This window comes from Nannocystis sp. RBIL2 (assembly GCF_026626745.1).
GTDB lineage: Bacteria > Myxococcota_A > Polyangia > Nannocystales > Nannocystaceae > Nannocystis.
In genome coordinates, this window is sequence record NZ_JAPNJW010000002.1 from 5,245,508 (window position 1) to 5,266,868 (window position 21,361).

Annotated in this window: 14 protein-coding genes; 10 read left to right on the forward strand and 4 right to left on the reverse strand. The window is 71.6% G+C overall.

Features of this window, described 5'->3' with window-relative positions; genetic code table 11:
* Positions 1-585 precede the first annotated feature (585 nt).
* On the forward strand, positions 586-3,030 hold the full coding sequence (locus OV090_RS51340; protein ID WP_267711319.1) for a tetratricopeptide repeat protein: 2,445 nt from the start codon (positions 586-588) through the stop codon (positions 3,028-3,030).
* 61 nt (positions 3,031-3,091) lie between these two features.
* On the forward strand, positions 3,092-3,556 hold the full coding sequence (locus OV090_RS45735) for a barstar family protein (protein WP_267711320.1): 465 nt from the start codon (positions 3,092-3,094) through the stop codon (positions 3,554-3,556).
* 270 nt (positions 3,557-3,826) lie between these two features.
* Here the strand turns inward: OV090_RS45735 and OV090_RS45740 are convergent, their stop codons facing one another.
* Together OV090_RS45740 and OV090_RS45745 are read right to left on the reverse strand one after the other, a co-directional pair.
* Entirely contained in the window at positions 3,827-5,752 is a 1,926-nt protein-coding gene (locus OV090_RS45740; RefSeq protein WP_267711321.1) for a hypothetical protein, read from the reverse strand.
* Between the two features lie 195 nt (positions 5,753-5,947).
* Positions 5,948-6,769, reverse strand: a complete 822-nt coding sequence (locus OV090_RS45745; RefSeq protein WP_267711322.1) for an NmrA family NAD(P)-binding protein — start codon at positions 6,767-6,769, stop codon at positions 5,948-5,950.
* Between the two features lie 163 nt (positions 6,770-6,932).
* Here OV090_RS45745 and OV090_RS45750 point away from each other — a divergent pair, with 163 nt between their 5' ends.
* From OV090_RS45750 to OV090_RS45780, 7 genes are all read left to right on the forward strand, one after another.
* Positions 6,933-7,700 carry a TetR/AcrR family transcriptional regulator C-terminal domain-containing protein gene (locus OV090_RS45750; protein ID WP_267711323.1) on the forward strand — a complete coding sequence of 256 codons (768 nt, stop codon included), beginning with the start codon at positions 6,933-6,935 and terminating at the stop codon, positions 7,698-7,700.
* A 316-nt stretch (positions 7,701-8,016) separates the two neighbouring features.
* On the forward strand, positions 8,017-9,126 hold the full coding sequence (locus OV090_RS45755) for an amidohydrolase family protein (RefSeq protein ID WP_267711324.1): 1,110 nt from the start codon (positions 8,017-8,019) through the stop codon (positions 9,124-9,126).
* A 386-nt stretch (positions 9,127-9,512) separates the two neighbouring features.
* Positions 9,513-11,978, forward strand: a complete 2,466-nt coding sequence (locus tag OV090_RS45760; RefSeq protein WP_267711325.1) for a VCBS repeat-containing protein — start codon at positions 9,513-9,515, stop codon at positions 11,976-11,978.
* 401 nt (positions 11,979-12,379) lie between these two features.
* Positions 12,380-13,417 carry a hypothetical protein gene (locus OV090_RS45765; RefSeq protein WP_267711326.1) on the forward strand — a complete coding sequence of 346 codons (1,038 nt, stop codon included), beginning with the start codon at positions 12,380-12,382 and terminating at the stop codon, positions 13,415-13,417.
* Positions 13,418-14,626: 1,209 nt separating this feature from the next.
* Positions 14,627-15,496 carry a hypothetical protein gene (locus OV090_RS45770; RefSeq protein WP_346660420.1) on the forward strand — a complete coding sequence of 290 codons (870 nt, stop codon included), beginning with the start codon at positions 14,627-14,629 and terminating at the stop codon, positions 15,494-15,496.
* A 177-nt stretch (positions 15,497-15,673) separates the two neighbouring features.
* A complete protein-coding gene (locus tag OV090_RS45775; protein ID WP_267711329.1) occupies positions 15,674-16,699 on the forward strand; it encodes a hypothetical protein in 1,026 nt (341 codons plus the stop codon).
* Positions 16,696-19,029: a TonB-dependent receptor gene (locus OV090_RS45780; protein ID WP_267711330.1), complete on the forward strand. Its 2,334-nt coding sequence runs from the start codon at positions 16,696-16,698 to the stop codon at positions 19,027-19,029. Before OV090_RS45775 ends, OV090_RS45780 begins: the two co-directional genes overlap by 4 nt.
* 10 nt (positions 19,030-19,039) lie before the next feature.
* Here the strand turns inward: OV090_RS45780 and OV090_RS45785 are convergent, their stop codons facing one another.
* Together OV090_RS45785 and OV090_RS45790 are read right to left on the reverse strand one after the other, a co-directional pair.
* Positions 19,040-19,291, reverse strand: a complete 252-nt coding sequence (locus tag OV090_RS45785) for a hypothetical protein (RefSeq protein ID WP_267711331.1) — start codon at positions 19,289-19,291, stop codon at positions 19,040-19,042.
* Positions 19,292-19,385: 94 nt separating this feature from the next.
* Positions 19,386-19,778 carry a hypothetical protein gene (locus OV090_RS45790; protein WP_267711332.1) on the reverse strand — a complete coding sequence of 131 codons (393 nt, stop codon included), beginning with the start codon at positions 19,776-19,778 and terminating at the stop codon, positions 19,386-19,388.
* Between the two features lie 317 nt (positions 19,779-20,095).
* On the opposite strand from OV090_RS45790, the gene OV090_RS45795 reads away from it, so the two are divergent.
* Positions 20,096-21,328, forward strand: a complete 1,233-nt coding sequence (locus OV090_RS45795; protein ID WP_267711333.1) for a serine/threonine-protein kinase — start codon at positions 20,096-20,098, stop codon at positions 21,326-21,328.
* The last annotated feature ends 33 nt before the right edge of the window (positions 21,329-21,361 follow it).

The window sequence follows — 21,361 nt, forward strand, 5'->3', positions numbered from 1 at the left end:
GCCCGGCCCGCCGTCGCAGGCTCCCGCGGCGAGACCGACACCCGCGGCCCGGCAGACCTCGGTCCGGAAAGGCCGACGGCGGCCGTCCCGCAGCCCACCCATGGCGCACTGCGCGGTCCGCCGCGCTCGAGCGATCACCTCGCTGCAGTGACGGCCCCGAGCTGACACCGTCGTCATCGCTTGCTCGCGCCCGGGAGCGCCGCTCGCCTGACGCTCGACCTAGCGACGGCGACCCCCTCTCCGAGCGATCGCCTCGCCGAGCTCGAGCTGACACACCGTGAGACACGCCCCACGAGCGATCGCCTCGTCGAGCCCCGGCCCAGAGCCCATCATCGTCCCATTCCCCGCGAGGAAGCGAGACGGAACCTGTTCCGCGGTCCTCGGCCCCTGCCCACCGTGCGCCGCGGCGATCTCTGCGGCGCACCGTCGAGGTCCTCCCCGCCGCCGTCGCTCGTCCCGCGGCGAGCTCGGCCGCGATCCTCGTTGCGCGGCGGCCGACCTGTCGCGAATGGAATGCCAGCGCAAGGAGCTCCGCGTCTGCGACGCTCGCGCTCGCTCGGCGGGTGCGCTAAAACCCGCTCGCTCGTGACCTCGCGCGACCTCCCCGCGCCTGCGCGCCCGCGGTTGTTGCAGCCGCCGCCTCCGCCGCCGCGGATCCCCTGGCTATGGGTGATCTTGTTCGCCATCGGCCTCGGCGTCGGCGCGCGCTGGTACGTCGACCGCGGCCAGGCCGCCAGCCTCGACGCCGCCCAGGTCCTCATCGCTCGCGGCGGCCTCACCGACTTGCACGCCGCCGCGGATGGCTTTGCGGACATGTCCTCGAGGACACCCTGCCGCCTCACCGCCGAGGCGCTGGTGCGGGCCCAGGCCGCCGCCGAGTACGACGACGATCGCGACGGCGCCCGCGCGGCGATCGCCCGCGCCGAGCCCGAGCGGGCTCCATGCAGCGACCTCGCGATCGCCGACAGCCTGCTCGCCCTCGCCGACGGCGACCTCGACGCCGCCGCGGCCGCCGTCGCTCTGCCCACCACCTCGCTCACGCGTCCGGCCCGGGCCTGGCTGCAGGGCACTCTGGCGCTGGCGGGTCGGGGCGAGCTCGCGGCCGCGATCGCGGAGATCGAGGCCACCATCGCCGCGCAGCCGGCGGCGATCGCCCCGCGACGGGCGCTCGTGTGGCTGTACTTCGAGACAGGTGACTTCGGCGCCGCGCTGCAGACCCTCGCCCGCGCGCGCACGGCCGGCCTCGCCCACCTCGGCCTCGCCGCCGACGAGGCGCTGCTGCACGCATTGCTGCGGCGCGAGCTCAGCGGCGTGGCCGACCTCGCCGATCAGCTGCTCGCGCTCGACCCCGCCGCGCTCGGCCCGCGCGACCTGGCCCACGCCGCGCTCGCGCGGGCGCTGGTCCACGTCCACGCCGGCGAGCCCGCGGCCGGACTCGGGCGCGCCGCCGCGGCCTGGCCCGCTCTGGCCCCGTGGGACGCCCACGCCCGCCGGCTCGCGCTCGAGCTGTCCCTCGAGGCAGGTGACGCCGAACGCGCGCGCGAGCTGCTGGCCCAGCTCGGCGTCCCCGAGCCCGAGGCCTCGATCGTGCGCGCCTGGTCCTTGCTGGCCGAGGGCGACGTCATGGCCAGCCTCGTCGCGCTGTCTGCCTGTCCGCAGGACCACCCGCGCGTCGCCTACTTGCAGGGCCTCGCGCTCGTCGAGCAGCGGCGGTTCGCCGAGGCCGAGCCGTGGCTCGAGCGGGCCGATCGATTGCTGCCGGGCCGGGTCGAGATCGAGGTCGCGCGCGCCCGCGTGGTCGTGCACACCGGCGACGCCGCGACCGCAGTGCGCAAGCTCGAGGGCATCGCCGCCGCCGAGCACTACGCCCCGCGCGCCTACACCGGCCTCGGCGAGGCCTACCTGGCTCTCGGGGCAGACTCCAAAGATCTGCGCCAGGCCCAGCGCGCCCTGACCCGCGCCGTCGAGAAGGAGCCGCGCCCCGCCGAGGCCATGCTGCTGCTCGGCGACGTGTGGCAGCGGCGCCGGCTCAAGGTCCCCGAGGCCGAGCGCAACGCCCTCGCCTGGTACGAGCAGGCGGCCGCCGCCGGGCTCCGCCTGCCGCGCTACCGCGAGGCCCTGGCCCGCTACCTCGTCGACCTCGGCGAGGGCGCGCGCGCCGAGGCGATGCTGCGCGACCTGTCCAAAGAGCCAGGCATCGATCCCACCACCCCGCTGGCGCTGCTCGGCCTGGCGCTGGCGCGCGCCGACGCCCAGGGCGCCGCGATCCCGGCCGAGGCCGACGACTGGCTGGCCGCCGCGGTCACGCTCGGGGCCGACGCCGACGCCCTGACTCGCGCCCGCGCCCGTCTCAACCTGGCCCGAGGGACAGGCCTCGGCCGCTCCGCCGGCGACCTCGACAAGCTGCTGCGCAAGCGCCCGTGGGACATCGAGGCGCGGATCCTCGCGGCCCGCGTCCTGGTCGCCCAGCGCGACCTCGAGGCCGCCGAGACCCTGGTGCGCCAGGGCTTCTACGCCGCCGAGCCGGGCCGCGACGAGGTCGCCACCGGCCGCCTCTTCATCGCCTGGGGCGAGATCGCCATGAAGCAGCGCAAGCGCAAGCAGGCCGCCTTGCACGCCCGCGCCGGCTTCCACCGCCTGATCGGCGAGCAGCGCCCCACCGTCGAGCTGCTGGCCGCGGTCGAGTTCGCCACAGACATCTTCCTCCGCACCGACCAGCACAAGATCGCCCTCGGCATGACCCGCGAGCTCACCGAGGCCCTGCCGTTCCACGGCGACGCCTGGCGCCTGCACGCCCGCGCCCTGTTCGACGCCGGCGAGAGCCCCAAGGCCGCCACCCGCGCGATCAACAAGGCGCTCGAGCTCGACCCCGACAACGTCCGCGCCCTCGAGCTGCGCGCCCACGTGGCCGCCCGCGCCGGCGACCGCAAGACCGCCCGCGAGGTCCTCGCCCGCGCCCTCGAGCTCGAGACCCGCGAGCCCGACCGCCAGCGCATGCGCGAGTTCCACCGCCGTCACCTCGGCGAGTGACTTCCTCTCCATCCTTCACGCAGGAGCCCACCGCGACATGACCGCGAAACCTCGGCCGCCCATGCGCGCGACCATCGACGGCAGCGACCTCTCGAGCTTCCAGAGCTTCGCCGACGCGGTCGCCCGGGCGCTCGCCGCCCAGACCGGCGAACCGGCCTACTTCGGGTGGCACCTCACCTCCTTCGAGGATTGCCTGTGCGGCGGGTTCATCGGCCGGCCGCCCTACGAGATCGTCGTCGACAACGCCGAGGCGATGCTCCTCCAATTCGGCCACGCAGGCCTGGTCCGCTACTGCGACGAGACGATGGAGCGCGAGTATCCGCCGACGGTGAAGATCACCGACCCGACAGACCTCGAATTCAGGGACTGGTACGTCACGACCAGGCAAGCGGCCGAAGCCGGATCTGGCCCGACCTTGCTGGACTACATCTTTAAAGTCGTCGAACCCCTGGGCTCGAGCCTCACCTTGCGCGCCCGGGACGGCCGCGTCCTCCGCTCGAACGCCGGCGCAGGCTCGGTCCCCTGAATCACCCGGCTCGCACGAGGCTGCGATGATTCCATCTTAGGGTATGTCCAATCAGACATGTCTCAAAGATAAGTCACATGAGTCTTGCGAGACAGCCTAGCGACCCCGACCGCCGCATCGCGTACGGCACGTAGCTCGGCACCAGATCGTCCGCGATCCCGAGCAACCGCCCGACGTAGCGCTCCACCTCGGCTCCTATCAGGAAAAGCTCGTGGAACGCCGGTTCAATTGCGAACCTGCCGTCACCAACCGGAACCGTGATTCGCCGGTCTATTTCAACGGTGTACTCGGCACGAAAGCGGTCGAGTTCTCCGTCCCATGAATCGCCGCGAGTGGAGGTCGGACGGGCACGGGCGAGAGCGAGGATGCACCGTTCCCCACGCCCGAGCTGCCGTAAAGGTTGTTCCCCCAGCAGGTCACGGCTCCGCCTCCGAGGAGCGCGCACGTCCGGGCCATGACGGCGGAGACCTGGACGACGTTCTCCACGCCCGGAACGCGCAGCGGGGTCGCACTGCCGCGCTCCTCGGTCCCCTGACCGAGCTGGAACCACGAATTGTCACCCCAGCAGTGGACCCGTCCGTGGCTGTCGAGCGCACAGATGTGTTCGGAGCCGGCGCTCAGCTCGACGACATCGACGAGATCCATCGATCTGGCAGGCGCCAGGACGTCGTGCTCGAGTCGATCCGCACACACCACGGTCCCTCGGATGTCGACCGCGCACACCTGGTGGTAGCTCACGGCGAGCCCAGTGACGAGGAAGGACGCGGAGAACCAATCTCGGTCTCCGGAGCGCCAATGCTCCCGGATTTGCCAGTACCCCGGGCGGGTCACCCCGTAAGCGATCGCCCCGAGGGCGTCCACCGCCAGCAGCTCCGTCCGCGGCAGCCGAAGCGATGCGGGGCCGAAGCCGCCCTGGTCTACGCCGAATGTACAAGTGGCGGCGCGATCGAGCGAGCGAAGACAAACGAGCGGGCGCATCGCGTTGCCGAGGATCTCCGTGATCGCCGTGTTCGGGCGCCGGATGTCCGCCCCGGGCTGCTCGCCCCAACAGCGTATGTCGCCCCCTCGGAGCTCGGCACACATGGTGCGGTTTCCGAACGGAAACAGGCGGAGCGCGGGTGGTAGCTCCGCGCGGACGGAGGGCGTCGCGTGCCATTGCCCCTCGGTTGAATCGTAATCCCGACCCCAACACGCGATCCGTCCCCCCGCCAGCAGCGCACAGGTACTGGTGAGGTTCCCGGCCAGCGCCACGGCATCGTCGAGCTCAGGGATCGCTGTCGGTTCCGCGAGCTCGTCGAGGACCTCGTACTGCCCGAGTTGCCCGGATGAGTTGTCGCCCCAACACCAGACCTGGCCGTCGACGTCGCGGATGCAAGCGTGGCCTTCGCCGACGGCCACGCTGGTGGCATGCGTCGTTCCCGGGATCGATCGCGGTCGCCCCGGCCGGCCCTTCTCATCCAGAGACCAGCAGGTGACCCCGCCGCGGCTCCGCAGCGCGCAGGCGAGTCCCTGACCCACGGCGACCGAAGTGGCATCCTCGACGTCCTCGACGCGCGACTCGGCCCACACGTCGCTGCAGGACTCCGGCGCGCGCCAGCAGGTGACGGAACCATCTCGGCGCGCCGCGCACAGGTGGTGGTCGCCCGCCAGCGCGACGACATCCTGCATCACGACGTGCGGCGCGATGGGACACTTCGGTGTCCAGCAGACGACGGCGCCAGCGCCGGTGAGGACACACGGACTTGCGAACGGGGGCTCGCCGCCGACGACGATCTGTCGGGCGTCCGGTACGACCTGCGGCGATCCCGTCAACTCCGCGCGGTCCCCGAGATCCCAGCGCCAGCAGGCCACGAGCCCGAGGATGCCCAGCATGCATCCGCCCTCCGACGTGAGCGCGAAATCCTGGAGCGGACGCTCGTCGGGGTTGTCGACGCGCAGACCCGTGGGGTCACCGGGGGTATCGCAGCGCAGCCCCGCCCCCCCCGCCAGGGCGCAGCGACGATGCCCCTTGAGGGCCCACTTGCGGAGGTCGGGGTCATCGGTGACGCCGGCCCCGTACAGGAACTCGTGCTCACCCCAACAACGCGTGGTCGCGCCCTCGCGCGCACAGGCGGTTCGGCCTTCGGCGACGAGCGGGGCGCCGACGAGGTGTTCGACGAGAAGCACCAAGATGCCCGGGCTCGGCGACGCCACCACGCGCCGAGGATACACCTCCGCGGGTCTCGTGCAGAACACTCCGCGCTCCCCGGAGACTGCGGGTCGGGCGAGCGCGAGCGCGACGCGAGCCGTGGCCGGCGCCACCTGTCCAGGCCGCGACGCGAATGCCCGCTCGCGTCGGCCGACCGTCGCATACTCCGAAAACATGCCCCAATGGACATGTCCCAAAGAACCCTACGCAAACACCTCCGCGTGCTCGCGCACCCACGCCGCGAACGTCCGCGCCGGCCGGCCCGTCACCTGCTCGACCGTCGGCAGCACCGTGTACCCCGCCTCCGGCGGCTCCGTGCGCATCTTTAAAAACCAATCGACGTCGCTGTCGGCGAAGCCTGCCACGCGCCAGTTTGCGATCACCTCGTCGCGGCTCAGCTCGACGAACTGCAGCGGCCGGCCGAGCACTTCGCTCAAGATCTGCACCCGCTCCGGTGGTGTCAGCGCCTCGGGCCCCGTCAGCAAGTATTCCTGCCCCGCGTGTCCGTCGGTCGTCAACGCCGTCGCTGCCACCGCCGCGATGTCGGCCTCGTGGATCAGCGCGCTCTTCATCGCCGCGAAGCCCTCGCGGACGATCCCGTCCGTCCGGATCGCCTCCGCCCACTCGAGAGTGTTGGCCATGAACTCGACCGGCGCGAGGAAGGTCCACTCGAGCTCGCTCCTCGCCACCGCCTGCTCGAGCGGGCTGCGGCTCACGTCGCCCTTCAGCACCGTCACTCGCCGCACCCCGGCTTGCCGCGCCAGCGCCACGATCTCCTCCCCGTTGGTGAGCGGCGCGAACTCGTCGCCGTGGAACGTGATCAGGTGCAGCGCCTCGGCCCCGGCGAACACCCCTTGAAGACTGTCGCTCGCTCCGAGGTCCCCGCTCACCACCTCGACTCCGGCCGGCAGTCGGGCCCGCCGCGGATCGCGGGTCAGCGCACGGACGCGGTGGCCCGCCGCCAGCAGCGCCTCCACCAGAGGACGGCCGACCTTGCCGGTCGCGCCGGTCACGACGATGTGCATTCAAACCTCCCCAAGCGCGAACGCGGGCCCGCACCCGGCGGCATCGGCTACGATGACCGCCGCGGGGCAACTCGCCGTTCGTCGTACAAAGTTTTTATTCTTAAACTCCGTCCACCGCAAATAGTTTTTTCCCATTTAATAATCAGCCCCGACTCGAGAGCCCATGAGCGACGACATCTCCGGCCGCGGCGACCCGCGCAAGACCCTCGAGCTGCTGTGGGGCCGGGCGCCTCGCTCCTCGCGCGGGCCCAAGGCCCGGCTCACCGTCGCCGACGTGGTCGCCGCCGCGATCGCCCTGGTCGACGCCGAGGGGCTCGCTGCGCTGACGACCCGGCGGGTGGCCGAGGACCTCGGCGTGTCGCCGATGTCGCTCTACACCTACGTGCCCGGCAAGCCCGAGCTGATCGACCTGATGCTGGACGCGCTGATGGGGGAGATCCGCGCGCCCACCGGCACGACCTGGCGCGAGCGAGTGAGCGACGTGGCGCGCCAGAACTGGGCCCTCGTCCTGCGCCACCCGTGGATGGTCGAGGTCGTCACGCACCGCCCCGTCCTCGGCCCCAACTCGATCGCCAAGTACCACCTCGAGCTGTCCGCCCTCGAGGGCATCGGCCTCGACGACCTCGAGATGGACCGCGCCCTCACCCTCGTCCTCGACTACGTCGCCGGCGCCGTGCGCGGGGCCGCCCGCGAGCGCACCGTCAAGGAGCGCACCGGTATGACCGACCGCGAGTGGTGGGCCCAGGTCGGCCCCTTCCTCGCCGAGGTCTTCGACACCGAGCGCTTCCCGATCGCCGCCCGCGTCGGCCAGGTCGCCGGCGAGACCTACGGCGCCCACGACCCCGCCGGCGCCTTCGCCTTCGGCCTCGAGCGCGTCCTCGATGGCCTCGAGCTGCTGGTCACCCGCAAGTCCCGCCGCCCCGCCTCGTGATCCCGCCAGCTGTCCCGAGAGACAGCCGCCGCGACACCCTCGGCGAGGATCGCGGCGACCGCCGAACCACCAGGGCCGACGAACATCGCCGCCGCCGATCCCCCGGACCTGCGCACGGCGATCGCCGCCGAGCTCGCCGCCCGCGCCCCGGAGCATCACCCGCGGCGAGCGCCGGGCCTGGCCTGCGACGCCCCGCGCACGCGCCCCCCGCATCGCCCGCCGATGCGACCGCCACCCCGCTGCGGCCCTGGGGATACGGCCGCGCGCGCATCGCCTCGACGGGCCAGGCGCCTCCTGGCATAGTCCCCGGCGCGCCATGGCTCCCACTTACGACCTCCTCGTGCGCGGCGGGACCTGCGCGCTCCACGGCGTCACCACCTCCTGCGACCTGGGGATCACCGGGGGCCGGATCGCCGCGATCGGCGACCTCGCCGGGGCCGAGGCCGAGCGCGAGATCGACGCGCGCCACCTCCACGTCCTGCCCGGCGTGCTCGACACCGGTGGCTACCTGCGCGACGAGGGCGGCAGCGCCCAGCTGCTCGCCGGCGTCACCGCCGTGTTCGACGCTCACCCGCACCCGACCACCGCCGCCGGCCTCGAGGACAAGCTCTCGCGCGCGCGCGGCCGCGCCCACTGCGACTACGCCTTCTTCATCGCCGCCGCCACCGACCACCTCGACGACCTCGACCGGCTCGAGCGGCTGCCGGGCTGCAGCGGCGTCGTCCTCTCGCTCGGCACCGACGACGAGCCGCTGCACCGGGCCCTCTTCTGCGGCCAGCGGCGGGTCACCGTCTCGTGCGAGCCCGACCCGCACCCCGAGCCGGTCGCCGCCGGCGCCGCCGTCGACCTCTACCGCGACGAGGGCGACGCCGCGCGCGCCCTCCAGCGCTTCCTCAACATGGCCAAACGGGCAGGTCGGCGCGTCCACGCCTCCAACGTCGACGGCGACGAGGCCCTCGCCCTGCTGATGCAGCACCGCGAGCTCGCCACCGTCGGCCTCGCCGCCGCCGACCTCGACCTCACCGGTCCCGGCGCGGGCGCGCTGTGGCGGGCGCTCGCCGGCGGCCTCGTCGACGCCCTCGGCTCCGGCCCCGAGCCCGGGCCCGGCGGCCCGCTCCTGCCGACCATGCTCGGCCACGTCCACGCCGGCCGCCTCGGCCTCCCGCAGCTCGTCGAGCTGCTGTCCTCCGGGCCAGCCCGGATCTACAACGTCGCTCGCAAGGGCCGGATCGCGCTCGGCTACGACGCCGACCTCGTGCTCGTCGACCTCGACGCCGAGCACACCCACGCCGGCGTCCGCTACCACGGCTGGCCGATCGCCACCGTCCTGCGCGGCGAGCTCGTGGCCCGCGACGGCCGCGTCGTCGCCACCCCCGGCGGCGCGCCCGTGCGCTTCTCCGACACCCTGCGCATGGTCGTCCTGTAGCGACCTGTCCCGCGGGACAGCCTGTCCTCCGGGCCATGTGCGCCGCCGCGCCGCGACCCGCCGCGCTCGCCGCTCCGTCTCCCCTCGCCGGCCTTCGCAGATGTCCCGAAGGACACGCGCGCCGCCGCGCTCCCTCGCGTCGCGCGCGACCTGCCCCGAAGTACAGGTCATCGCCGTCGCCGCACGCACCTGTCTGCAAAGACAGCCAGTGATTCTTCCGGAAGACGTCGCCACGGCCTGCGAGCTCGCGGGTCGGGGCTGCCACGAGCAGCCGCCTTCGCACCATCCGCGTCGATCGCCCGGCCGCGCGCCGGCGAGCCCGCGGCTGCAGGGCTTTGCTGTAGAGTCCCGCAGATATGCGGACACGGCGACTGACTTGGGTGGGGATGTGGAGCATCGCGGCGGCGGCTGCCGCCGGCTGCAGCGACGACGGCACGGCTGCGACGGACAACACGACGGGAGGCATCCTCCCGACCGCGTCGACGACCGACGGGGCGACCGACGGCACCGCGAGCACCACCGCGACGCCGCCCACGAGCACCACCGAGGGCGGCAGCGACAGCGACAACGACAGCGAGTCGACCGTCGCGCCGACCAGCACCACGGCGACCTCGAGCACCACCGACCCGGTCGTCACCAGCACCACCGTCGACACCGAGACCACCGACGGCTGCGACTGTCCGGCCAACTTCAAGTGCAAGTACGACACCTGCATCCCGGACCTCGGCACCTGCACCACCCACGACGACTGCCCGGGTGACTCCTACTGCGACCCCGACGGCGAGTGCATCCCGTACGGCGTGCCGGCCGACGTCATCAACGACCCCGAGTGTCAGAAGGACAACATCCCCGAGGGCATCACCCCGGTGGTGCAGTGCGAGTGGAGCGCGGTCGCCGACCCGGCCAACGACCCGACCAAGAACTCGACGTACATCTACACCACGCCGATGGTCGCCGACCTCAACCTCGACAACGACCCGGACAAGCTGCAGCCCTCGATCATCGTCAACACCTTCGCCACGATCGGCAACATGGGCCGGATCGGCACCCTGCGGATCTTCGACGGCCGCACCTGCGAGCTGCAGCTGCAGGCCGGCGGCGCCGACGAGCCCGACGACTCCAACCGCCCCGGCTACTCGGCGCACTGGGCCATCGCCGACCTCGACAACGACGTCCCGCAGGGCGGCCGGCCGGAGCTCATCGGCTACCACCGCGTCACCAGCAACAACGACAGCGGCCCGCTCAACCTCTACGCCTTCCGCATCGTCGACGACGGCGACACGCCCAAGCTCGAGCGCATGTGGTACGGCCGCAACTGCGAGACCGACACGCTCCTCACCTTCTCGGGCGCCGGCTCCACCAACGGCCCGAGCGTGCACGACCTCGACGGCGACGAGTTCCCCGAGATCATCGTCGGCGACCAGGTGTTCGACCGCGACGGCTGCATCCTCACCACCTGGAACGCCAGCGGCGCCAACCACATGCCGGTGATCGCCGACGTCGACCTCGACGGTCAGATGGACTTCGTCAACCACCGCCGCGTCGCCGGCTGGGACCCCATGACCGGCGAGTGGGTCGACAAGCCGTGGTTCATGCCCGCCAACCAGCCCGGCGGCTTCCTCGCGGTCGCCAACGTCGGCCTCTACTCGGTGGTCGACGGCGTCGACTTCGAGCAGGTCCCCGAGGTCGTCGTGCTGTCGGTCAGCAACAGCATCGGCCGCCTGCGGATCCAGAGCCTCACCGGCGAGACGAAGTGGGGCCCGATCCAGCTGTACGCCAAGGCGAACGAGACGATCGGCCAGGGCGGCCCGGTCACGATCAGCGACTTCGACGGCGACGGCCAGGTCGAGTTCGCCACCGCCGCGGCCACCTACTACGCCGTCTACGACCCCGACTGCGTCGCCGCGCTCAACGGTGACAGCCCGACCGAGCGCCCCGGGGGCAAGTGCGAGCGCTCGCCGGCGCAGCAGGCCAAGAACCTGCCCGACGGCGTGCTGTGGGTCCAGCCCTCGCAGGACCTGTCGTCGAACATCACCGGCTCGTCGATCTTCGACTTCAACGGCGACGGCGCGGCCGAGGCCGTCTACCGCGACGAGTGTTACCTGCGCGTCTACGACGGCAAGAGCGGCGACGTCCTGTTCAGCGCCCCGGCCTCGTCGGGCACCGGCAACGAGTACCCGGTGATCGCCGACGTCGACGGCGACTTCGCCACCGAGATCGTCGTCCCGCGCACCAGCTTCAACAGCTGCCCGGCGATGGACCCGCTGTTCCCGATGGCGCCGAAGTTCGTGTCGCGCCCCGGCTTCGTCGTCTACCGCGACCCGCTCGACCGCTGGGCCAACTCGCGGCCGATCTGGAACCAGTATCAGTACTCGATCACCCACGTCACCGACGACGCCCGCGTCCCGCCCGCCGGCACCTTCGTCAACAACTGGCAGACGGAGGGCCTCAACAACTTCCGCCAGAACGACCAGGGCAGCACCGGCAAGCTCAACATCGCCGACCTCACCGTCGAGCTGACCGACCTCGGCACCCTGTGCCAGAACCAGGGCGGCACCATCGACCTCCAGGCCGAGGTGTGCAACCGCGGCACCAATCCGGTCCAGGACGGCGTGGTCGTCCAGTTCCTCGAGACCACCGACCCCAACCAGCCCGTCGACCAGGCCGCCGTCGTCTGCGAGGCCGTCACCACCAAGCTGCTCGCCCCCGGCGAGTGCGAGACCGTGACGTGCACCGCCGACCTCCAGGGCGGCGGCACCGTCTACGTCGACGTCGACCCGGCCGACAAGATCGCCGACTGCCACCCCGGCAACAACCTCGGCGCCGACGCCCTCGACATCTGCCCGGGCTGATCCGCTGATTCTCTAAAAAAGAAAATCACCTGTCCGAGGGGCCACGCCGGCGCGCCGGCGCGGCTCCTCGTCGCGAGGCCGTCATGGACGCGGATCACCTGCCCCGAAGGACATCCCACCAGGCGCCCTCCGGGCATTGAAAACATGTCCCGAAGGACATCCATCGCAACGCGGCCGCCTGCCGTCCACCTCTCACCTGCCCCGGGCGACATCTCTGCATACACCGCAGCGGCCCGCCCCACACCGCCCCGGCGCTGCGCGCCCGCCATGACCTGTCCTCCGAGACATCCTGCGCAAACCGCCCGCGAACCCGCTCACAGGTGTATCTCACGCGTGGTGCGCAAACGAGCGCACAGGCCGACGTGGCTCCGACGTGACCGCTGCAGTATCCTCAGGCCCGCATGCGAAGCCGGCTCGTCGGCGTATCCGCGGTCCTGCTCGCCGCCTGTCTGCCGGTCGAGCCCGAGTATTTGATCACCGCCCCACGGTTCCGCGCCGTCCGCGTCGAGGTCGTCGAGCCGGGCGGCTATGCCTCGCTGCTCAACGTCCCCGAGGGCCGGCGGCGGGCCACCCCGCTCCCGCTCGACACCGTCGAGCTCACGGCAATCTTCGCGGCCCCGCCGGACGTGACCGTCCAGCCGCCGATCTGGCTCGTCTGCGGGCTCGCTTGCTACGAGAACGGCCCGCTGGCGGCGCTCGCGGGCGACCTCGCGGAGTGCCCCACCCCGCTGCCGCTCGACCTGTTCGACCCGTGTCGGCTCGCCGAGGGCCTGCAGGTCCGCGTCGGCCTCGCCGGCGTCTACACGCTCGCCCGCGGCCGGATCGAGCTGATCCTGATCGGCAGCCGCGACGACGACCTCACGCCCGCCACCTGCCTCGAGCGCGTGACCCGGCGGCCGCACACCGACCTCGAGCCGTGCATCGTCAGCCAGTGGTCCCTCGACCTGGGGCCGCTGTGGGCCGTGCTCCCGTTCGAGCCCGACGCCGGCGACGTCCCGCCCGAGATCCTCGCGCAAGAGGTCGACACCAACCCCGACGTCGCCGAGTTCCGCGTCACGCGCGAGCGCGGCGGGGACCACAGCGAGCAGCGCGTCGCCCCTGGCGGCAGCGTGGGCGTGCGCCGCGGCGACCGCATCAGCGTCGAGCCGATCTTCACCGCGGACTCGCTGCAGACGTTCTGGTACACCGTCGGCGACGAGCAGGACAAACCCTGGTCGGGCGAGCTGCGCAGCAACGAGGAGTGGATGAAGATCCGCGGCTGGCTCGACGCCCCGGCCCTCGATTTCAGTCGAGGATCCGTCCCGCGATGGGGCCCCGCTCCGATCACCTGGATCGTCCCCCACGACGTCGTGCCCACGCGCCTCTTCCTCGACGTCCGCGACAACCGTGACGGCCGCGGCGCCGCCGAGTTGTTGTTCGTCGCCGACGACGCCCCATGATCGCCCTCGGCCTGTACGCCGCCCTCGCGGCCGCCGATCCGGCCCCCGTCGAACGCCCCGCGCGCGACCGCGTGCAGGGCACCTTGCGCAGCGCCGGCGAGCGCCAGCCCGTCGTCGGCGCGCGAGTGTTCGCCACCCCGGGCCGCGGCCCCGCGTGGACGCGCGAGGCCGTGTCCGACCGCGACGGCCGGTTCGTCCTCGCCGACCTGCCGGCCCGTGACTTCGTGCTCACCGTCGTCGCCGCCGGCCACCAGCGATTCGAGCAGCCGACCACTGCCGCCTATTGGTCGCGCCGCAAGCCGCCGACGATCTACCTCCAGCCGCACGGCGCGGGCGGTTATCGCACGATCGTCGAGCAGCAGCGGATCACCCGGCCGAGCACCGTCAGCACCAAGTTGCAGCCGGAGGAGATCACCAACCTCCCCGGCAGCCAGGGCGACCCGCTGCGCGCCTTGCAAAACCTGCCCGGCGTCGCGCGGGTCCCCGGCGGCCTCGGCCTCATCGTCCTGCGCGGCGCGGCCCCCAATCAATCGCAGGTGTTCTTCGGCGAGCACCCGCTCCCGCGCGCCTTCCACGTCCCGGGCCTCGCCAGCGTCGTCCAGACCGGCGTCCTGCAGGGCCTCGAATACGTGCCCGGCAACTTCTCCGCCCATTACGGCAACGCCGTCGGCGGCCTCGTCCACCTCACCCCGCGGGTCGGCCGGCGCGACGGCCTGCACGGTCACGCCAAGCTCGACATCACCTCGGTCGGCGCCCTGCTCGAGGGCCCGTTCGGCAAGGGCGGCTCGTTCCTGCTCGCGGCCCAGCGCGGCTACCTCGACCTCGTCTACAAGGCCCTGCCCGAGGACGTGACCTACGGCGACGTCGTCCAGCCGCGCTACCACGATTATCAATTCATCTTCGACCACCCCGCCGGCCGCGGCGGCACCCTCACAGTGCGGTTCATCGGCGCCTCGGACGACCTGCGGATCGCCTCGAGCGGCCTCCCGACCTTCCGCATGCGCGCCGCGTTCGACCGCGTCGACCTCGCCTATCGCAAGCGTCACGGCCGCTGGGACTTCTTGCTCGCCCCGGCGGTCCGGTTCGACCGCTCGTTCTACGACGCCTTCGGCGTCAACAACCGGCGCGGCGACGTCGATCGTCGCCGGCGCCCGCGTCAACGCCTTCACCGCCGCCGACAACGCCGAGTTCACCGTCGACCCGCGCCTGTTGCTGCGCTACAGCCCGCACGAGCGGGTCCGCTTCCAGCTCGGCGCCGGCATGTACTCGCAGCCGAGCCTGCGCAAGGCTCTGGAGACGACCGGCCTCATCTACCAGACGACGCCGGACGGCCCCTCGTTCGGCCTCGGCTACGTCGTCCTGCCCGGCGCCGCCCGCTACCTCGACCCGCAGCTCGAGTTTCAACCCGGCCGCCGCGTCGGCGCCAGCCAGGCCGCGCAGTACAGCGCCAACGTCCATGTCGACCTCACGGCCGCGCTCGGCCTCGACGCCACGATCTTCTACCGCCGCGTCCGCGACCATCTCCCGCCCGACCCCGAGTACCCCGAGCTGCCCGACACGGCCTCCGCCACCCACGGCGTCGAGCTCATGCTGCGTCACGACCTCACCGCGCGCCTGTTCGGCTGGGTCGCCTACACCTGGATGCGCTCCGACGCCCGCCGCCTCTACCCCGACGGCACCGTCATGCGCACCCCGGCCGACTTCGATCAGCGCCACAACCTCGTCATGCTGGTCGGCTACAAGCTCCCGCGCCGCTGGTCGATCGCCGCCCGCTTCCGCCTCGTCACCGGCCTGCCGTTCACCCCATTCGTCGGCGGCCTCGACCACATGGGCGACGGCGCCTACCCGATCGCCGGCCCCGTCAACAGCGCCCGCATGCCGGTGTTCCACCAGCTCGACCTCCGCCTCGACCGCACGTGGATCTTGCACCGCTGCGTCGTCGGGGCCTACCTCGACGTGCAGAACGTGTACAACCGCGCCAACGCCGAGGGCGTGATGTACTCGGCCGACTACGCCAGCACCCGCGCCGTCGTCGGCGTCCCGATCTTGCCGGTGCTCGGCGTCAAGGTCAGCTACTGAACATGAACTTTATGACATGACCCGAAAGACACGTCCACATGCCCTCACCCGACCATACGGGCTGACATGACCTCGGGGACATCTCTCCCATTCCCGCCCGTCGCCCCGGCCCGGCGAGAAGAACCGCACGGAGATTCGACTGGCCGCCGCAGCCGCACCGCGCTAGCGTGCTCAGCGATGAAGCGGTGGCTGCTCGCGCTCGGCCCCCTCGTATCGGCCGCCTGCGTCCCGACCGAGTACGACTGGCTGGTCGTCGACGCGACCTTCCGCGGCCTGCTCGTCGAGGTCGTCGAGCCCGGCGGCTACGGCTCCTTATTAAATGTTCCGCCGGACCGGCGTCGGGCCTTCGTCCTCCCGCTCGACACCGTCGAGCTCGAGTGGAAGGTCGCCGTCCCGCCCGGCCAGGAGCTGCAGCCGCCGATCTGGATCGCCTGCGCGTCGCAGTGCCGGGATTCGTTGTGGAGCGGGATCAGTCTCCTCGAGCTGGCCGACTGCCCCGATCCGATGCCGATCGGCATCCCCGACTCATGCCGGCTCGGCGAGGACCACCGGATCCGCGTCCACCTGGGCGGCGCGTATGCCCCCGATCCGGGGTTCGTGCTCCTGCTCGTCGGCAGCCGCCGCCCGGAGCTCACGCCCCAGGCCTGTCTCGAACGGCTGAGCGCATCGCCGCGCCCCGATCTGGGCCCGTGCTTCGTCGTCCTGCGCGAGCCGCCGTTCAGCGAAACGCCGCTCGGCCTGCCGTTCTTGCCGGGGTCCGTCGAGGCTCCGCCCGAGGTCCTCGCGGAGGAGGCCGACACCAACCCCACCGTGCTGGGATTCACCGTCACGCGCGAGCGCAGCGGCGTCCGCGAGGACCTCCTCGTCGACCTCGGCGTCGCCGTCCCGGTCCGCCGCGGCGATCGCATCGTCGTCGAGCCGCGCTTCGCCGCCGACGCTGCGCAGGAGTACTGGACCTCCTACTACGAATCATGGTCGGGCCCGCTCGAGCAACACACCGAAGTGTTCGGGTACCAGCTGTTGTTCAGCGAGCCCGTCGTCTTCGACGGTCCCGACCGACAACCGGTCGGCGCCGAGCTCGTGCCCCCGACCTTCGTCGTCCCGCATGACGTCGTGCCCACCACCCTCTGGCTCGACATCGTCGACGATCGCCGGGGCAAGGCCTTCGTCGAGCTGCAGTTCGTCCCCGAAGACGACGCATGATCGCCCTCGCCTTCTTCGCCTGCCTCCTCGCCGCCGCCCCGGCGTCCGGCCAGCCAGCGGCCCGGGCCGCCGTGCAGGGCACCCTGCGCAGCGCCGGCGAGCGCCTGCCGGTCGCCGGCGCCCGCGTCTTCGCCCGCGCGCGCAAGGGCCCCGCGTGGACGCGCGAGGCAGTGTCCACCGGCGACGGCCGCTTCCTCCTCACCGACCTGCCCTCCCGCGACTTCGTCCTCATCGTCGTCGCCTCCGGCCACCAGCGCTTCGAGCAGCCCACTCCTGCGGCCTACTGGTCGCGCCGCAGGCCGCCGACGATCTACCTCCAGCCCCAGGGCGCGGGCGGCTATCGCACGATCGTCGAGCAGGAGCGCGTCAGCAAGCCGAGCCCCGTCAGCACCAAGCTGCAGCCCGAGGAGATCGCCAACCTCCCCGGCAGCCAGGGCGACCCGCTGCGCGCCTTGCAGAACCTGCCCGGCGTGGCCCGCGTCCCCGGCGGCCTCGGCCTCCTCATCTTGCGCGGCGCGGCGCCCAATCAATCGCAGGTGTTCTTCGGCGAGCACCCGCTCCCGCGCGCCTTTCACATCCCCGGCCTCGCCAGCATCGTCCCGGCCGGCGTGCTGCAGGGCATCGAATACGTGCCCGGCAACTTCTCCGCGCATTACGGCAACGCCGCCGGCGGCATCATCCATCTCACCCCGCGGGTCGGCCGGCGCGACGGCGTCCACGGTCAGGTCAAGCTCGACATCATCTCGGCCGGCGCCCGGCTCGAGGGCCCGTTCGGCAGGGGTGGCTCGTTCATCCTCGCGGCTCAGCGCGGCTACCTCGACCTCGCCCTGCGCGCCCTGCCCGACGACGCCACCCGCGGCCTGCCCGCCATCACCCCGCGCTATCACGATTATCAATTCATCTTCGACCACCCGGCCGGTCGTGGAGGCACCGTCACGATGCGGTTCCTCGGCGCAGCCGACACGTTCAAGTTCCGTGCGGCCTACAGCCCCGGCGAGGGCATGAGCATGCAAAACGGCTTCCACCGGGTCGACCTCGCCTACCGCAAGCGCCACGGCCGCTGGGACTTCCTGCTCGCCCCCGCGGTGCGAATCGACCGCACCGACTACGACGGCGGCTGGGAATTCATGCGGCGGCGCAACGACATCGTCGGCCTCCTGCGCGCCGAGGCCAGCGTCCGCCCGTGGCGACCGCTTCGGCTCACCCTCGGCGTCGACACCCAGCTCGACCACTACCGCTCGTTCCGCCGCGCCCGAGGGGGGGACAAGAACCTCCTCATCGACACGCGCACACGGGGCTTCCTCACCAGCACCGGCGTCTACCTGCACTCCCAGCTCGAGCTCGGGCGCTACGCGATCATCGCCGGCGCCCGCTTCAACGCGTTCACCGGCGCGCTCAATGCGGCGCACACCGTCGATCCGCGGCTACTGCTGCGCTACACCCCTCACGAGCGGGTCCGGATCCAGCTCGCCGCCGGCACGTACTCGCAGGCCAGCTATCGCCGCAGCAGCACCAGCGCCGGCGTCTTCAGCCAGTGGGGCGGCCCCAATCTGCCGCTCGGCGGGCCCACCGTCTACTCCGGCGATTACCTGACCGTATTCCCCGCCGCCATTCGCTACCTCGATCCTCAGCTGGAGTTCGATCCGGAGGGACGGATCGGCGCCAGTCGGGCCGTCCAGTACAGCGCCAACCTCCACGTCGACCTCTCCGACAGCATCGAGCTCGACACCACCCTGTTTTATCGCAAGTTCCGCGCCAACACCCCGCCGGATCCCGGCGTCCCGGATATGCCCGACGTCCGCTCTACCACCACCGGCGTCGAGATCATGCTGCGCCACGACCTCACCGCCCGGATGTTCGGGTGGATCGCCTACACCTGGATGCGCTCGACGACCACGATCTCGTTCGCCGAGATGTACGAGACGCAAAAGGTCCCGAGCGACTTCGATCAGCGCCACAACCTCGTCATGCTGGTCGGTTACAAGCTCCCGCGCCGCTGGTCGATCGCCGGCCGGTTCCGCCTCGTCACCGGTCTGCCCTACACCCCGTTCATCGGCGCGATCGACAGCGAGAATTATTACGCCGGCGACCTCGCGCCGCTGTTCGGCGCGCCCAACAGCGCGCGCATGCCGGTGTTCCACCAGCTCGACCTCCGCGTCGACCGCACGTGGATCTTGCAACGCTGCGTGGTCGGGGCCTACCTCGACGTGATGAACGTGTACAACCACCAGAACGCCGAGGGTATCACCTATTCGCAGGACTACGCCCGCACCCGCGCGGCCGTCGGCCTGCCGATCCTGCCCGTCCTCGGCGTGCAGGTCACCTACTGATTCGTCTCGCTCACGCCCCGAGCATCAACGCGACGATCGCCAGCGCCGCGAACACCAGACCCAGATAGGTGTACTTGTCACGCCGCAGCGCGATCGCCAGGAGCGCACAGACCACCGCGGGCGCGGTGTACAGCATCATCTGCTCCCATCCGACGCGGTGCCCCTTCATGCCCGCCTCCACGAACGCGACCGCCCCCATCGACATCGCCACGTACGCGAGGAACGTCGGCACGAAGCTCTTCTTCTGCGGTGTCTCGGCCATGGCGAAGGGCTAACCGATCGCCGCCGCTCTGTCGATCACGAAGCGCCGCCGGAATTCGCATCCCGGCCAGCCGCCTTCGCACGAACGCAAGCCCTCAGCCCTCGCGGTCGCGCCCGGCCGCCAGCAGCAGCAGCGCCGCACAGCCGGCGCTGACGCCCGCGTTGACGTGCAGGTCCGCGGACGCGAGCCCGACCCTGTCGCCCCAGTAGAGCCACTGCGTCGCCGCGTCCCAGCCATAAAAACCCGCGTTGGCCAGCAAGATCGCCCGCCGGTCGGCCGCCCGGCCGATCCGCAGCGTCAGCAACACCACCGCCGCCATGAACACGTGGAAGCTGGCGATGCTGAACCACTGGAACTCGCGCGTCGGCGTCATCGCCCCGCCGCGGTACTGGGCGTCGAGCGGCCCCGGGTCGAACATCAGCGTGCACGCGATCAGCAGGTTGAACAGCGCGTAGACGACGACGATGCACTTGCTGGAGCGCGGCACGAGATTCTCTCCTTCTATAAAAACGTACTACGGATCGTTCATCACCCGCGAAGCTGTCCCAAAAGACATCCCGTACCTCATCCTCGCCGGACCCTCTTCCCCTTTTAAAGAATGTGTGAGGAGCGAGGGACGTGCATCGGCCTTCGCGCGGGCGACTCGCACGTGCACCGACGCAGACGTCGCACCCGGGCAGTTCGCCACGGCAGGCCGTGAGCGCGCGGCCTCGCGCCGCGGATCGTCACGTTCGGCCGCGTCAGGCGCCGGGGCTCGCCGCGTATACTTGGCGCCGACCTGTCCCCGCAGACAGGAGGAGTCCCATGGAAGCAGCAGTCAGCAACCAAGCGACCCTCGCGTGGTCGCGCATGGAGACCCAGTTCCCGGCCGAGCTGGCCTCGACCATGGCCGGGGCCTCCGCGGCCTCGCGGGTCACGCGCATCGATCCGAGCCGGCGCAGCCTCTCGGTGTTGCCGCAGATCGAGACGGACGTCGGCGGTCAGGTGCGCCTCGTCCACGACCCGCGCGACCGTTACCGCTCGCTGGGCGTCGTCGGCGAGGGCGGCATGGGCGTGGTGGAGCGGGCCGAGGACGTGGACATCGGCCGGCCGGTGGCGATCAAGCGTCTGCTGCCCGAGGCCTCGCACCCGCTCGGCGTGGCCCGCTTCGTCGGCGAGGTGCGGATCGTCGGCAGCCTCGAGCACCCCAACGTCGTGCCGATCCACGACGTCGGCCTCGACGCCGAGGGCCGCTACTTCTTCGTCATGAAGTACGTCGAGGGTCAGACCCTCGGCGAGGTCATCGAACGCCTGCGCCGCGGCGACCCCGAAGCGCACCGCCAGTGGCCGTTCGAGCGCCGGGCCGAGATCATCATCTCCGTGCTGCGCGCGCTGGCCTACGCCCACGAGCGCGGCATCGTCCACCGCGACATCAAGCCCGACAACATCATGATCGGCCGCTTCGGCGAGGTGTGGCTGATGGACTGGGGCATCGCCAAGAAGATCGACGAGCCCGACCCCGGGGTGCCCACCGAGCGCGGCGAGGACCCGACCGCCGGCCTCATCGGCACACCCGCGTACATGTCGCCGGAGCAGGTCCGCTGCGAGCCGCTCGACGCCCGCAGCGACCTCTACGCGGTCGCGGTGGTGCTCCACGAGTTCATCGGCCTCGAGCACTACCTGAACCACCGGGCCGACAACCTCCTCGGCCTGCTCGAGGCCATCGAGCGCGAGAGCCCGACGCTGCGCGGCCCCGGCGCCTACGACAGCCCGCACCAGAGCTCGCCGCCCGTCGAGCTGCAGATCGTCGTGGCCCACGGCGTCGCCAAGGACCCGGCCCAGCGCTACCAGTCCGCCGCCGAGATGCTGGCCGGCATCCGCGGCTACCTCGAGGGCCGCGGCGAGGTCCGCTGCATGTACTCGTTCACCAAGCGAGCCATGCGCGAGAGCGGCCGCATGATCGACCGCTACCCCCGCCTCGGCGTCGCCCTCTACTTCGCCCTCGTCGTCCTGGCCCTCGTCGGCCTCGCCGCGCTCGTCATGCTGTCGCTCGGCTAGGCGCATCGACCTGTCCCGAGAGACAGGCGCCGC